This is a genomic window from Segeticoccus sp. (assembly GCF_035708005.1).
This window is the reverse complement of sequence record NZ_DASSTI010000163.1, coordinates 1-14,287: the sequence shown is the minus strand read 5'-3', so window position 1 is coordinate 14,287 and position 14,287 is coordinate 1. Positions and strand designations below refer to the sequence as shown.

The following is a 14,287-nucleotide window of genomic DNA, read 5'->3' as shown; positions in this document are numbered from 1 at the left end:
GTCGCCGACGCCTTCGACTCGATGACGACGACCCGGTCCTACCGCCCGGCGCTCTCCGTCGCGGAGGCCCTGCGCACCCTGCACGACCGCGCCGGGAGCCAGCTCGACCCGACCTGCGTGGAGGCCCTCGAGCGTGGCCTCGAGGGGCAGCGCTGGGAGCCCAACCAGATCGACGACGCGACCCTGGCGCGCGCCGGCAGCGCCCACGACCATGACGACCCGGCGGTCAGCGACCTCATGGCGGCGCACGCCGACGAGCTCCGGGTCCGGGCCAGGGCGTGGGCGGCCGCTCTGCGGGAGCAGGTCACCGACACGGAGGACGGCGCCGAGCACCCGCCGTCGGACCAGGGCACCGCCGACCACTCCCGCTGGGCGCGGGCCTGAGGCTCACGATGAAGCACCAGTACCGCCTCGACGCCGGTTACCTCGGTCAGGCCTACACCGTCGTCGCCGCCGTGGGCGCCGTCCTCGCCCTGGTCGCCTCCGTCCTCCGCCTCCCCGGTATGCCGGGCACGAGCCTCATCGTGGTCGTCGCCTTCTTCCTCGCCATCGCCGTGGGGGAGTCGCTGCACGTCAGCCTGCTCGGCGTCCGCGACGTGCCGTTCGTGGCGATCGCCGCGAGCCTCGCCTTCGCCATGACCGGCGAGGCTCCCATGAACCACCCGACCCACTACCACGCGCCGCTCGTGGTGGCCACGACGGCGCTCGCGATGGTCGTGGGCTACCTGGTGCACCGGGCCGGTGGGCGGAGCCCGCAGGCGAGTGACCTGGCGGCACGACTGCTCGTCATCGGGCTCACGGCATGGTTCTTCCGCGACCTCCCCCTCGTCGCCGGCCGGACCCTGATGGACGTCATGGTCGACGTCGACGATCGTCGCTGGGTCCCCGGCCTCGTCATGGTCGGCGTCGCCGCCATCGCGCTGCTGCTGCAGGTGCTGCTCACCTCCGTCGCGCGCGCCGGGCGCCTGCACGCACCGCTGCGCCAGTCGATCGCCGACGAGGCGCGCGCGGTCGCTGCCCCCTACGTCGGGCTGGCGGCGAGTGCCTCCCTGGTCTCACTCGCCGAGCGCCCCCTCGGGGTGGCGGCGATCCCGCTCTTCCTCTTCCCCCTGCTGCTGATGCAGCTGTCGGTGCGCCGGCACGCGGCCGTCCGCGAGACCTACCGGCAGACCATCCGGTCGCTGTCGCGCCTGACCGACGTCGGCGGCTTCACTGCCTCGGGGCACTCGGGCCGGGTGGCGGCGCTGGCCGTGGCGGTCGGTCGCGACATGGGCCTGTCCGAGCGTGAGCTGCTCGACCTGGAGTACGCCGCCCTGCTGCACGACATCGGCCAGGTCTCCCTGCAGACCCCGATCCCGCGGGGCGCGACGACGCTGGTGGCCCCGACCGACGCCCAGCGGATCGCCGTGCACGGCGCCCAGATCGTCCGCGAGACGGGTGTGCTCGACACGGCGTCGACGATCATGCAGGCCCAGGCGACGTCCTACCGGCAGGTGCGCGAGCTGGGGGAGGACCTGCCGCTGTCCAGCCGCATCCTCAAGGTCGCCAACGCCTTCGACGACTACTCCAAGGGTATGCCGACCGCTCACCGGCAGGACGCCGCGATGGAACGCATCCACCTCGGCCTGGGCTACGAGTTCGACCCCTACGTGGTCGACTCCCTGCAGCGGGTCATCGAGCGCCAGCGCTCCTGACCCGCCGCAGGGAGTCGACATTCCCCGGCCGCGCGAGGACTACTCGACCAGCTCCGGGATCGGCTTGACCTTGGGGTCACCCGCATCGGCGAAGTAGTCGCCCTTGACGGTCGCATCCCGTCCGTCCGGCACCTTGGCGGCCCGGAAGACCAGGGTGAGCGCGATCGCCACCAACGTGTTGAGCACGAAGGCGGTCAGGGCGATGTAGCCCATCTGCCCGAGGCCCTCGATGTTGGCCACCGAGCCGGCGAAGTGCTGCCCGGTCGGGCTGACGTTGTTGTAGGCCTTGACCGTGCCGTAGACCATGCCCACCGCCCAGCCGCCGAGCAGCGCCCAGCGGTGGAACCACCGGGTGTAGAGCCCGTAGACGATGGCCGGGAAGGTCTGCAGGATCCAGATCCCGCCGAGCAGCTGGAAGTTCAGCGCGTTCTGCCGGGGCAGGGTGAGCACGAAGACCAGCGCGAAGAGCTTGACCACGAGGGAGATCAGCTTGCTGACCTTGGCCTCCTGCTCCTGCGTCGCATCCGGCTTGAGCCATTCCCGGTAGATGTTGCGCGTGAACGTGTTCGCCGCCGCGATCGACATGATGGCGGCCGGCACCAGCGCGCCGATCGCGATGGCCGCGAAGGCCACTCCCGCGAACCACGACGGGAACATGTCCTCGAAGAGCTGCGGCACGACGAGCTGCGGGTTCGGCTGGCCGTTCAACCCGATCGGCTGCGTGCCGGCGGCGATCGCGACCCAGCCGAGCAGCGCCAGCAGCCCCAGCAGGAAGCTGTAGGCCGGCAGGATGGAGGCGTTGCGACGGATGGTGTTACGCGACTTCGACGACAGCGTCGCCGTGATCGAGTGCGGGTACATGAACAGCGCCAGCGCCGAACCGAGGCCGAGGGTGGCGTAGGCCCAGAACTGCGCCGGCGTCGGGATGAACGCGCCGGTCGGCTTGCCGGTCGTGGGGTTCGGCGTCGCCATCTTCTGCTGGGCCGCGTCGAAGATGTGCGTCCAGCCGCCCACCTTGGCCGGCAGGTAGATCACGGCGACGATGATCACGAGGTAGATCAGCGTGTCCTTGACGAACGCGATGATCGCCGGTGCCCGCAGACCGCTGGAGTAGGTGTAGGCGGCCAGCACGGCAAACGCGATGAACAGCGGCAGGTCCGAGGCGAGGGCGTTGCTGCCGCCGAGACCGGCGACCTCCAGCACCGCCTGGATGCCGACCAGCTGCAGCGCGATGTAGGGCAGCGTCGCCAGGATCCCGGTGATCGACACCGCGAGGGACAGCCCGCGCGAGCCGTAGCGTCCCTCCACGAAGTCGGCCGGCGTGACGTAGCCGTGCCGGTGGCTGACCGACCACAGCCGGGACATGAACACGAAGATGATCGGATAGAGCACGATCGTGTAGGGGACGGCGAAGAAGCCGCTCACCGAGCCGAGCGCGAACATCGCCGCCGGCACGGCCACGAACGTGTAGGCCGTGTAGAGGTCGCCGCCCAGCAGGAACCACGTGATCCACGTGCCGAAGCTGCGGCCACCGAGGCCCCACTCGTCCAGGGAGTTCATGCCGTCGGTGCCCTTGCGCCAGCGCGTGGCCCAGAAGCCCATGACGGTGACGACCAGGAACAGGATGATGAGGATCGCGAGGGCGACCCCGTTGATCCCGTGGTGGTCCGGCGGCAGCGGCGCCGTGGCGAGGGCGTTCACAGGATCGGTCCTTCCTCGTCGGCGCCGTGGCGGCGGGCGCCGCTCCCGGCGTCGTCACTCGACATCGGGCGGTGGGGCCGGGCCTTGAGCACGAGCCGGTAGGCCACGGTGGTGAAGCCGGCGCACAGGAACACCCACATCATCTGGTACCAGATGAAGAAGGGGACCGGTCCGAGCTTGGGGTCCTCCCGGGCATACGAGCCGACCCACATGAGGGCCACGATCGGGATGAGCACGCAGATGCCGGCTGCGACGAGCAGACCGGTATTCGCGGGTGGTGCGGTGTCCTGTTCGGTGTCTGGTGGCACGGGAACCTCCCGGCAGATCGGGGTCGCAGCCAGCGCGACCCGGGCATCAAGCGAAGTTACTCCTGTCCCACCCGTCTCGGAACGCACCGACACAACAATCCCGACACGGCGAAGCCCGCCGCACCGGGTGGTGCGACGGGCTTCGTGCGGCCCGGCGACGGTGCCGCCGGGCCGGGTCAGGCGGCCGTCAGGAGGCCTGCTTCGTCTCGGCGAAGATCTTGGCGATCTCCTCGATCTTGCCGAGCAGCTGGTCGGCGACGCTGACGTCCCAGGAACCCTTGGTGCCGCTCGCGCCGGCCAGCTTGGTGGCCTCGTTGAACAGCGTGTGCAGGTTCGGGTACTTCTCGAAGTGTGGCGCCTTGAAGTAGTCGGTCCACAGCACCCACAGGTGGTGCTTGACCAGCTCGGAGCGCTGCTCCTTGATGATGGTGGCACGCATCCGGAAGTCCGGGTCGTTGTTGTCCGCGGCCTTCACCATGATCTGCTTGACCGACTCCGCCTCGATGCGGGCCTGCGCGGGGTCATAGACACCACACGGCAGGTCACAGTGTGCGCTGACCTCGACGGTGGGGGCGAACAAGCGAGAGAACATCTCCTCATCCCTTTCACGTTGACTCGGGCTTCGCAATGACGCGGAGTACGCGTTCCAACCTACCGCCGCCGCCAGAGCCGTGCGAGGGGGCCCCGTCCGGGCAGCCGCAGCAGCACTCGGGCGACGACGTCCCCGTCCGGGATGGTGCCGACCGTCCACGAGTCGACGCCCGCGCCGAGGTTGTCGCCCTCCACCCACCAGCCGTCCGTCTCCCGCCGGCGCAGCCGTTTGACGGCGAGCGGGCGCGGACCGGTCGGGGCGTCCGGCAGCCGCACGAGGGCCAGCGCGCCCGGGCGCGGCTTCCCGGCATACAACACCAGCAGTCGGTCGCCCTCGTGCAGCGTCGGTTCCATCGACCGGCCCCGCACGAGGGCGAGACCGAGCTGGCGCGACCGCATCACAGGACGCTGGAGAGGAACTCCTTGGTCCGCGGGTGCTGCGGGTTCGTCAGCACCTCCCGGGGGTTCCCGGCCTCGACGATCACGCCCTGGTCCATGAACACGATCGAGTCGCCGACCTCGCGCGCGAAGCCCATCTCGTGGGTGACCACGATCATCGTCATGCCGGAGCGGGCCAGCTCGCGCATGACGTCGAGCACCTCACCGACCAGTTCCGGGTCGAGGGCCGAGGTGGGCTCGTCGAAGAGCATCAGCTTGGGGTGCATCGCGAGGGCGCGGGCGATCGCCACGCGCTGCTGCTGGCCGCCGGACAGCTGGGAGGGGTAGGCCCCGGCCCGGTCGCCGAGACCGACCCGGGTGAGCAGCTCGTGGCCCTCCCGCTCGGCGTCGGCCCGCTTGCGGTGGGCCACCCGGATCGGGGCCTCGATGATGTTGCCGAGCGCCGTCATGTGCGGGAAGAGGTTGAAGTGCTGGAAGACCATGCCGATCTCGCGGCGTTTGGCCGAGACCTCGCTGTCGCGCAGTTCGTGCAGTCGGCCACCGCGCTCGCGGTAGCCGACCAGGTCCTCGCCGACGAACAGCCTTCCGGCGTTGATCTTCTCGAGGTGGTTGATGCAGCGCAGGAAGGTTGACTTGCCCGATCCGGAGGGCCCGACGATGCACATCACCTCGCCCTCGTTCACCTCGAGGTCGATCCCGCACAGGACCTCGTTGAGCCCGAACCGCTTGTGCACGCCCTCGGCGCGAACCATGGGCGTCTTCACAGCTGCCTACTTCCCGGGCCGAGGAGGTCGGGTGGTTCCTGCCGCCCCAACGCCATCGGGTCGTGCTGGCGGAAGACCAGCTGGCGCAGCCGCTGCAGGGGGGTGTCCCGCATGTTCCGGGTGGAGCCGCGACCGAAGTGCCGCTCGATGTAGAACTGCCCGATGGTCAGGATCGAGGTCAGGACGAGGTACCAGATGCTGGCGCTGATGAGCAGCGGGATGGTCTGGTAGGTACGGGAGTAGATGACCTGGACGGAGTAGAGCAGGTCCCCGTAGGCGATGACGCTGACCAGGGCGGTGTTCTTGAGCATCGAGATGGTCTCGTTGCCGGTCGGCGGGATGATCACCCGCATGGCCTGGGGCAGCACGACGCGCCGCATGGTGAGCAGCCGGGACATGCCGAGGGACTGCGCGGCCTCGGTCTGGCCCTCGTTGACCGACAGGATCCCGGCCCGGGCGATCTCGGCCATGTAGGCCGCCTCGTTGAGGCCCAGCCCGAGGACCGCGGCGGCGAAGACCGTGATCAGGTCCTGGGTCTGGAAGGTCACGAACTCCGGGCCGAACGGGATGCCCAGCCCGACCGTCTTGAACAGCGCCCCGATGAAGCCCCAGAACAGGATCTGCACCAGCAGCGGCGTCCCGCGGAAGAACCAGATGTAGAGCCAGCTGATCCCGGACAGGATCGGGTTCGGCGACAGCCGCATCACCGCCAGGATGACCCCGCCGACGATGCCGATGGATTGGCAGATCACGGTCAGCAGGACCGTGTGCCAGAGCCCGATGAGGACCGAGTGCACCGTCAGGTACTGGAAGACGATGTCCCAGTGGAAGTTGGGGTTCGTCAGGATGGCGTTGACCAGCATCGCCACCAGGACGAGCACCACGACCATGGCGATCCAACGGCCGGGATGTCGGACGGGGACCGCCTTGATCTCCTCCGCGGTGCGCCTCGGAGCTCGATCGGTTGTCGTCACAGGTACCTCAGCTCTTGGCGACGTTGATCTGCGAGGTCGTGATCGCGCCCTGCTGTGCGTCCCACTTCTTGAGGATCTTCATGTACTCGGGGCTGTTGATCAGCTTCTGCATCGCGCCCTGCAGGGCCTTGGTGAACTGGCCGTCGTTCTTGGGCACCGCGATCCCGTAGGGCGCGGTGGAGTAGGCCTTGCCCACGGTCTGGAAGCTGCCGTGCGACTTTTCCGCCATGTAGCCGGCGACGCCGGAGTCGGCCAGCGCCGCGTCGATGCGTCCCGTGGACAGTGCGAGGTTGACGCCGTCCTGCCCCGGGTAGGTCTTCTCGTTCAGCGGCTTCTTGCCGTCGGCCACGCACTTCTTGCTGCGCGCGGGCATGTCGGAGTCGGACTGGATCGTGCCCTTCTCCGCACCCACGGTGAGCCCGCACAACGAGTCACCGGTCGGCGAGAGGTGCTTCGGGTTGCCCTTCGGCACCAGCAACGCCGTGCCGGCCTTGAAGTAGGTGACGAAGTCGACGACCTTCTCCCGCTGCTTGGTGTCGGTGAAGGAGGACATGCCGAGTTCGTACTTGCCCGAGGCCAAGCCGGGGATGATCCCGTCGAAGGTGGCCTTCTGGAACTGGAACTGGATGCCGAGGATCTGGCCCAGCGCCTGCCCGAGCTCCGGGTCGACGCCGATGAGCGTGGTGTTGTCGCTGCCGATGAACTCCATCGGGGCATAGGTCGGGTCCGTCGCGACGACGACCTTGCCGTCGGAGGAGACGCTCTTGGGCACCATCGCGGCCAGCTTGGCGTCCTTCTTCAGCCCGGTCGCCGCGCCGGAGGACGAGGAGGATCCGGACGTGGTCGTCGAGGAGCTGCTGCCCGACGACCCTGCGTTGTTGGATGAGCCACAGGCCGCGACCAGCAGGAGCAGCGCGGCCCCACCTGCCACGACACCGAAGCTGCCGCGTGCTCGACGCACACCACTCATGGTTGACCCTCTCGTCCGTTGCGGAATCGGTCGGACAGACCACGCCGGGCGACGGCATCTGTCACGGGGCCCAATGTAGCGAGGGAACATGCGCCCACCGTGCACCTATACCGGTTCGTGACGCGTTGTCCTCGCGGACCGGGCCCTCAGCGGCGGCTAGGGTCGAGGAATGCTCGCCGCCTACGCCGCCAGCCAGTCCGCCGACGACCCGATCTCCGGCCTGCAGGTCGGGGAGCAGCCGGACCCCGAGCCGCGTGCCGGCTGGTCGGTGGTCACGCTCCGGGCCGCCGCCCTCAACCACCACGACCTGTTCTCGCTCCAGGGCGTCGGGCTGCCCGCTGACCGCCTGCCGATGGTCCTCGGCTGCGACGGCGCGGGCGTGGACGAGGACGGCAACGAGGTGGTGGTCCACTCGGTCGTGCCGAGCGAGGGCTGGATGGGTGACGAGACCCTGGACCCGCGCCGCACCCTGCTGTCCGAGCGGTATGCCGGCACACTCGCCGAGCGGGTCGCCGTCCCCTCCCGCAACCTGGTCCCCAAGCCTGCGGAGCTCTCCTGGCAGCATGCCGCCTGCCTGCCGACCAGCTGGCTGACGGCATACAAGATGTTGTTCAGCAACGCGGGGGTCTCCCCGGGCGCCACGGTCCTCGTGCAGGGAGCCGGCGGGGGCGTGGCCACGGCGGCGGTGCAGCTGGGGTCCGCCGCGGGGCTGCGGATGTGGGTCACCAGCCGCGACGAGGCCAAGCGGGCGCGCGCGGTGGAGCTGGGCGCCGAGCAGGCCTTCGAGTCCGGCGCGCGGCTGCCCGAGCGGGTCGACGCGGTCCTGGAGACGGTCGGTGCGGCGACGTGGTCGCACTCGATGAAGTCGCTCAAGCCCGGCGGCACGGTCGTGGTCGCGGGGGCGACGTCGGGTGACCCGAGCCGGATGGAGATCAACCGGATCTTCTTCACGCAGCTGCGCGTCGTCGGCTCCACCATGGGGACCCGGGACGAGCTCGAGCGGCTGGTCCGGTTCGTCACCGAGCGGAAGATCGAGCCGGTGGTGGACTCGGTGCTGCCGCTCGGCGACGTGCGGACCGGGTTGGAGAAGATGGCGGCCGGCGACCTGTTCGGCAAGGTCGTCCTGACGATGGGGTGAGCGCACCCCACCGACGTGGGCACTCAGCGCAGGTGCATGTAGACGTCGAGCATGCGCGCCTGCTGCTCGCGCAGCTCCCGGACGGACAGGTTGCGGCGGCGGGGCTCGACCTCGCGGGCGGCGCGGCGGTGGGGCTTACGGCTTCTGAAGAACATCTCGGATCCTTCGGGCGGTGTCGGACAGGATGGTGATGACCTCCCGACGCGTCTCCTCGTCGGACTGCAGTCGGCGGACCGCGTCCCGGACGTCGTAGCGGAAGGCGTTGATGGCGGCCTCGACGTCGTGCATCGAGCCGCCGCGGGCGGAACCGGCGGTTCCGCTGGAACTGCTGGTGCGGGCATACCCTCCGAACGGGCCCCACTGGGCGCCGTGCTGGGTCCCGGCGGGGGTGGCCGTGCGGCGGGCCTCCTTGGCCGCCTGCTTGAGCTCGGCCCGCAGGTCGGTGGCGCTGCCGTGGACCCGCTGGCGCACCTCGGCGGCAAGCTGGCGGACGGTGTGGTCGAGGTCCTGCTGCAGGTCGATGAGGTCGAGCTGGCGCTCGCGAACCTCCTGCCGGCCGGCGTCGGTGATCCGGTAGGTGACCTTGCGGCCCTCGTCGGCACGCTCGACCAGGCCCTCCTCCTCGAGCTTGGCGAGGCGGGGGTAGACGGTGCCGGCGCTGGGGGAGTAGAGGCCGTTGAACCGCTCCTCGAGGGCGCGGATCACCTCGTACCCGTGGCGGGGTCCGTCGTTGAGCAGCGCGAGCAGGTAGAGGCGCAGCTGTCCGTGGGCGAAGACGGCCATCGTCAGCCCGCGAGCCCGTCGTCGGTGCTGCCGGCCTGCCCGTTGCTCTGGGCACGCAGGACGACCACGTCGCCGGAGACCGAGGTGGCCTTGACCCGCAGGGCGCCGTCGCCTTCCTGCAACGAGCCGCCGCTCTGCGATCCGAAGGTGGCCTTCGGCATCGCCCGGCCGTCGATGATGACGTGGCCGCTCATGGTGTGGGCGGAGACGTCGAAGCCACCACCGGTCGGGATGCGGAGCGTCACGTCGCCGGAGACGGAGTTCGACTGCACCCGCGCCCGCCCGTCGGTCAGGTCCAGGGTGAGGTCGCCGGAGACCGTGTTGAGCTTGATGTTGACCAGCTGGCTGGCCAGGACGGTGAGGCTACCGGAGACCGAGTTGCCCTTGAAGTCGCCGCGCACGGCGTGGCACTCGATCTCGCCGCTGACCGTGTTGGCGTCGACGTCGCCGACGACGTCGTCCAGGGTGAGCGACCCGGAGACGGTGTTGAGCTTGACGTCGTTGTGGATGCCGGTGATGAGGGCGTCGGCGCTGACCGTGCTGGCCTTCACCGCGGCGGCCGACGGGATTGACAGGCTCACGCGGGCGCTGAGGTCCTTGCTGTCGCGGGAGAACGCCTTCAGGCCCTCCCAGAGGCTGCCGTCCTTCTCCTTCACGTGCGTGACCTTGAGGGTCGAGCCGGTCCAGGTGACCTTGAGCGGCCGGCCGGTGACCTCGTGGACCTCGAGCCGGGCGGCCGGTGAGTCGTCGTGGGTCACCACGTCGAGCCGGCCGGCGACCAGCGCCACCTTGAGGGCGGCCACCGTCTCGCGCTCGCCGCCGATGTCGAGGACCCGAGGTCCGTCGATCTCCCACTCCATCGCCATGGCTGGCGCTCCTTCGTCCGATTGTTCGCGATGTATCGCGTTGGTGAAGAAGACGATATAGCGCGTTATATCGCGAGTCAAGCAAACGCGATACATCAACCTCGCGGGCTCGGGGTCGCTGTGCTCGTGGTCCCCCACAAATCATTGTGACGTTGTGGTCGCTCCAGCAGCCACAACGTCACAATGATCGAAGGCGATGATCGGTCCGGGGAGCGGTGTCAGGAGTCGAGGCGCATCCACTGCTGCCAGCCGGCGTGCAGCACGAGCCAGGCGATGAGGCCGTAGCCCGCCTGGCCGGGGTGCACGCCGTCACCTGCCGCGAGGTCGGACTTCCACTGGTCGTGGGCGAGCAGCGGCGCGTAGCAGTCCACGAACGTCACCCCGCGCCGCGCGCACACGTCGGCCTGCGCCTCGACGAGCACCTCGAGCTTGGCGTTCACCTCGGCGTCCAGCACCGGCGGCGGCCCCACCACGAAGGTCCCGATGCCCGTGGCCGCGGCGTCGTCGAGCACGTTGGCGAGGTTCAAGCGGGAGCGTGCGGTCGTCATACCGGAATGCACATCGCCGGAACCCATTCCGAGCACCAGTCGTCGCTCGTTGTGGTGCCGCCAGCGCAGGTCGCACTCGGTGCGCCACCGGTTGAGCACGTCCGCCGAGGACTCTCCCCGCACCCCCAGGTTGTATGCCGTGAGCTCGGCTTCCGCGTGCGGGGTGCGCGCGAGCACGCGGGAGACCCAGCCGAGGGCCTTGGGGTCCCCGTAACCGGCCACGTAGGCGTCACCGACGAAGGTGAGGGCGATGTCGCGCGGCCCGTCGTTCACCTGGAAGTCGGCGCTGGGGGTGAACTGCGGCGCGTCCTCGGGAGTGCCAAAGGTCAAGCGAATCAGTCCTCGTCGTCGTCGAGCTCGTCGTCCAGGCGGGCCAGCCAGGTGGCGAGGCGGTCAACGCTGGTCTCGAACTCGGGGTTCAGGTCCACGAAGGTGCGCAACTGGTCGGCCAGCCACTCGAAGCTGACCTCCTCGTCGCCCCGGCGCTGCGCGAGCTCCTCGATGCCTCGGTCCGTGAAGTACACGCCAGCGAGGTTATCGCGGGACCTCGATGTCCTTGTGCCACGACTGGGTCCTGTACTTCGTGCGCCACCCCATCGAGGAGTAGAGCTGGTCGGCGCCGGTGGGGGAGTCGGCGTCGACCTCGAGGCCGACCTGGGCTCGGCCCCGCTGCGCCGCATCGGCAATCACCGCTCGCAGCAACGACTTTGCCACGCCGCGACCCCGGGCGCTGGACAGCACGCCGATGTAGTCGACGTAGCTGCCGCCGGGCTGCGGGATGCCCGAGGCCACCAGCGGCGGGGGGATGACGGTCGCGATGACGGCGCCCACCGCGCGCACGCCGGGCGCACGTGACGCCCCGGTCGGATCCGGGGGGCCATCGTCGGTGAGCTCGGCGATCCACCAGTGGTCCCAGCGGTGCCCCGGGCTCTCCCTCAGCCGGGAGAGGAACTCGTCGAAGGTCTCGGAGCGCGAGTTGAAGTGGTCGGCGAAGGAGCTCTCGAGGACGTCGTGGACGGCGTGCAGGTCGCCTTCGTCCGGCAGCCCGTCGTCGGACAGGGCGATCCGGCGGATCCGGACGCCGGGCTTGGGAGCGGGGAAGGCGTCCGGGTCGGCCTCCTCGGGAGCGACGGGGCGGCTCATCTGCCACCAGGTCCGCACCTTCTGGTAGCCGGCGTCGGCGAGGAACCGCTGCTGGCGCGGGTCGTCGCTGAACGCCCCGCTGTCGAGCTGGGTGCCGTCCAGGCCTCGCCCGACCGCGATGACGCCGCCGGCGTGCTCGGCCCACGCGAAGAGCGACCTGGCGGCCCGAGCGGCGGCGACCTTCTCGAGCTCGGGGTCGACGGCCACGGACACGAGCACACGGCCCTTGGCGCGGTCGTGCACGGTGCCCCAGGCCCGCAGTGCGCCCTCGGCGTCGGTCAGGACGAGGTGCTCCCGGGGCTCGGCGCCCCGCCCGGACAGCTCGCGCTCCACCTCGGCCGTCTGGACGCTGGCCCATCCGCGCCCCGCTTCCTGTGCCCGCCACAGCAGCCGGGTGAGGCCGTCGACGTCGGCCAGGGCGGTGGGTCGGGCGGACCAGCCGTCGGGCAGGTCGAGGGTGGACGGATGTGCGGCTTCGGGCGCTGTCACTTGCCGCATTGTTCCGCAGCCGGTGCTGCCGACGGAAATTGCCCGGCCCCGGCGGTCGAGACCACCGGGACCGGGCAAGGACCGGGCAGGGTTCGCGTCAGCGGTCGAAGGCCCGGCGGACCAGCTCGGCCTCCTCGGCGGCGTGCTTCTTGCTCGACCCGGTGGCGGGTGAGGCGGACGCCGGACGGGTGACCGAGCGGAGCAGCCGGTCGTCACCGTGCTCCTTGAGCAGCCGGGGCAGGTTGAGCGCCACGAACCACCAGGCACCCTGGTTGGCGGGCTCGTCCTGCACCCAGACCAGCTCGGCGTTGGGGTACTTCGCGACCTCCTCGGCGAGCTCGGCGCCGGGCAGCGGCGCGAGCCGCTCGAGCCGCACGATCGCCGTCCGGGTGTCGCCGCGCTTCTCCCGCTCGGCCTCCAGCTCGTAGATCACCCGGCTGGACCCGATCAGCACCCGGTCGACCTGCTGCGGGTCGAGCTCGGCGTGGTCGGGCAGCACCGGGCGGAACGTGCCCTGGGCGAAGTCCTCGATCGGGGAGACCGCGGCCTTGAGCCGGAGCAGCTGCTTCGGGGTGAACACCACGAGCGGCTTGCGCGGCCGGGCGAAGGCCTGCCGGCGCAGCAGGTGGAAGTACGACGCCGGCGTCGAGGGGTAGGCCACCGTCATGTTGTCCTCGGCGACCAGCTGCAGGAACCGCTCGATCCGGGCGGAGGAGTGGTCCGGCCCCTGACCCTCGTAGCCGTGCGGCAGCAGCAGCACGACCGAGGACCGCTGGCCCCACTTCTGCTCGGAGGAGGAGATGAACTCGTCGATGATGCTCTGTGCACCGTTGACGAAGTCACCGAACTGCGCCTCCCACAGCACGAGCGCGTCCGGGCGCTCCACCGAGTAGCCGTACTCGAAGCCGAGCGCCGCGAACTCCGACAGCAGCGAGTCGTAGACCCAGAAGCGGGCCTGCTCGTCGCTGAGGTAGAGCAGTGGCGTCCACTCCTCTGCGGTGTTCTTGTCGATGAGCACCGAGTGGCGCTGGGTGAAGGTGCCGCGCCGGGTGTCCTGGCCGGCCAGGCGCACCGGCACCTGCTCCAGCAGGAGGCTGCCGAAGGCCAGCAGCTCGCCCATCGCCCAGTCGACGCCGCCGTTGCGGGTCATGTCGGCCCGCCGCTGCAGCAGCTTCTGCAGCTTGGGGTGGACGGTGAAGCCTTCGGGCAGGTGGGTGAACGCCTCACCGATGCGCTGCAGCGTCGGGGCCGACACCGCGGTCTGCGTCTGCCGGTCCGGGCGCTGGTCGTCCTGCTGTTGGGCGGTCGGCCGCTCCAGACCCGCGTTCTCCGCCGAGGCCGCGGAGCCGCCGGACCTGGTGGCCTCCTTGGTCTCGGTGAAGACCCGCTCCAGCTGCTGCTGGTAGTCCTTGAGCGCCTGCTCGGCCTCCTCGACGCTGATGTCGCCGCGGCCGATGAGCTGCTCGGTGTAGAGCTTGCGCACCGAGCGCTTGGACTCGATGAGGTTGTACATCAGCGGCTGCGTCATCGACGGGTCGTCGCCCTCGTTGTGGCCCCGCCTGCGGTAGCAGACGAGGTCGATGACGACGTCCTTGTTGAACGCCTGACGGTATTCGTAGGCCAGCTCGGCCACCCGCACACAAGCCTCGGGGTCGTCGCCGTTGACGTGGAAGATCGGCGCCTGCACCATCCGCGCCACGTCGGTGGAGTAGAAGGTCGACCGCGACGAGGACGGCGAGGTGGTGAACCCGACCTGGTTGTTGATGACGATGTGGATCGTGCCGCCGGTGCGGTAGCCGCGCAGCTGCGACAGGTTCAGCGTCTCGGCGACCACGCCCTGCCCGGCGAAGGCGGCGTCACCGTGCATGAGGATCGGCAGCACGGTGAACGCCTCACCCGCAAGGTCGATCCGGTCCTGT

16 protein-coding genes and 1 pseudogene are annotated in these 14,287 nt (G+C 69.9%); 3 read left to right on the top strand and 14 right to left on the bottom strand.

Translation table 11 applies throughout. The features are described from left to right. Together VFL99_RS15715 and VFL99_RS15710 are read left to right on the top strand one after the other, a co-directional pair. Positions 1–384: pseudogene (locus VFL99_RS15715) on the top strand (hypothetical protein); the annotation flags it as partial. Positions 385–392: 8 nt separating this feature from the next. Further along, complete coding sequence (locus VFL99_RS15710; protein ID WP_325107298.1) at positions 393–1,694, top strand: HD-GYP domain-containing protein; 1,302 nt, start codon at positions 393–395, stop codon at positions 1,692–1,694. A 39-nt stretch (positions 1,695–1,733) separates the two neighbouring features. Here the strand turns inward: VFL99_RS15710 and mctP are convergent, their stop codons facing one another. The 7 genes from mctP to VFL99_RS15675 all read right to left on the bottom strand — a co-directional run bounded on the left by mctP (position 1,734) and on the right by VFL99_RS15675 (position 7,392). Continuing rightward, a complete protein-coding gene (gene mctP / locus VFL99_RS15705; protein ID WP_325107297.1) occupies positions 1,734–3,395 on the bottom strand; it encodes a monocarboxylate uptake permease MctP in 1,662 nt (553 codons plus the stop codon). Beyond that, on the bottom strand, positions 3,392–3,703 hold the full coding sequence (locus tag VFL99_RS15700) for a DUF3311 domain-containing protein (RefSeq protein WP_325107296.1): 312 nt from the start codon (positions 3,701–3,703) through the stop codon (positions 3,392–3,394). Before VFL99_RS15700 ends, mctP begins: the two co-directional genes overlap by 4 nt. Before the next feature lie 187 nt (positions 3,704–3,890). Next, positions 3,891–4,295, bottom strand: coding sequence for a superoxide dismutase, Ni (gene sodN, locus VFL99_RS15695; protein ID WP_325107295.1), 405 nt, complete (start codon positions 4,293–4,295; stop codon positions 3,891–3,893). Between the two features lie 59 nt (positions 4,296–4,354). Beyond that, a complete protein-coding gene (locus VFL99_RS15690) occupies positions 4,355–4,693 on the bottom strand; it encodes a S24 family peptidase (RefSeq protein ID WP_325107294.1) in 339 nt (112 codons plus the stop codon). After that, entirely contained in the window at positions 4,693–5,457 is a 765-nt protein-coding gene (locus tag VFL99_RS15685) for an amino acid ABC transporter ATP-binding protein (RefSeq protein WP_462283440.1), read from the bottom strand. Before VFL99_RS15685 ends, VFL99_RS15690 begins: the two co-directional genes overlap by 1 nt. Then, complete coding sequence (locus tag VFL99_RS15680) at positions 5,454–6,431, bottom strand: amino acid ABC transporter permease (RefSeq protein WP_325107293.1); 978 nt, start codon at positions 6,429–6,431, stop codon at positions 5,454–5,456. The genes VFL99_RS15685 and VFL99_RS15680 overlap by 4 nt, the downstream gene beginning before the upstream one ends. Positions 6,432–6,438: 7 nt before the next feature. Then, the gene (locus VFL99_RS15675; protein WP_325107292.1) at positions 6,439–7,392 is read right to left on the bottom strand and encodes an ABC transporter substrate-binding protein; all 954 of its coding nucleotides are present in this window, start codon (positions 7,390–7,392) and stop codon (positions 6,439–6,441) included. 178 nt (positions 7,393–7,570) lie between these two features. Here VFL99_RS15675 and VFL99_RS15670 point away from each other — a divergent pair, with 178 nt between their 5' ends. Next, the gene (locus VFL99_RS15670) at positions 7,571–8,539 is read left to right on the top strand and encodes a zinc-binding dehydrogenase (RefSeq protein WP_325107291.1); all 969 of its coding nucleotides are present in this window, start codon (positions 7,571–7,573) and stop codon (positions 8,537–8,539) included. Between the two features lie 23 nt (positions 8,540–8,562). Here the strand turns inward: VFL99_RS15670 and VFL99_RS15665 are convergent, their stop codons facing one another. The 7 genes from VFL99_RS15665 to VFL99_RS15635 all read right to left on the bottom strand — a co-directional run. Then, positions 8,563–8,694: a hypothetical protein gene (locus VFL99_RS15665; protein WP_325107290.1), complete on the bottom strand. Its 132-nt coding sequence runs from the start codon at positions 8,692–8,694 to the stop codon at positions 8,563–8,565. After that, complete coding sequence (locus VFL99_RS15660; protein WP_325107289.1) at positions 8,675–9,322, bottom strand: PadR family transcriptional regulator; 648 nt, start codon at positions 9,320–9,322, stop codon at positions 8,675–8,677. The genes VFL99_RS15665 and VFL99_RS15660 overlap by 20 nt, the downstream gene beginning before the upstream one ends. Before the next feature lie 2 nt (positions 9,323–9,324). Further along, positions 9,325–10,188: a DUF4097 family beta strand repeat-containing protein gene (locus VFL99_RS15655; protein WP_325107288.1), complete on the bottom strand. Its 864-nt coding sequence runs from the start codon at positions 10,186–10,188 to the stop codon at positions 9,325–9,327. Positions 10,189–10,406: 218 nt separating this feature from the next. Next, on the bottom strand, positions 10,407–11,066 hold the full coding sequence (locus VFL99_RS15650; protein WP_325107287.1) for a GDSL-type esterase/lipase family protein: 660 nt from the start codon (positions 11,064–11,066) through the stop codon (positions 10,407–10,409). Positions 11,067–11,071: 5 nt separating this feature from the next. Further along, positions 11,072–11,260: a DUF6104 family protein gene (locus VFL99_RS15645; RefSeq protein ID WP_325107286.1), complete on the bottom strand. Its 189-nt coding sequence runs from the start codon at positions 11,258–11,260 to the stop codon at positions 11,072–11,074. A 10-nt stretch (positions 11,261–11,270) separates the two neighbouring features. Further along, positions 11,271–12,368, bottom strand: a complete 1,098-nt coding sequence (locus VFL99_RS15640; RefSeq protein ID WP_325107285.1) for a GNAT family N-acetyltransferase — start codon at positions 12,366–12,368, stop codon at positions 11,271–11,273. 97 nt (positions 12,369–12,465) lie between these two features. After that, positions 12,466–14,287: multifunctional oxoglutarate decarboxylase/oxoglutarate dehydrogenase thiamine pyrophosphate-binding subunit/dihydrolipoyllysine-residue succinyltransferase subunit (locus tag VFL99_RS15635; protein WP_325107284.1), on the bottom strand; the 1,822-nt coding region annotated here is incomplete at its 5' end.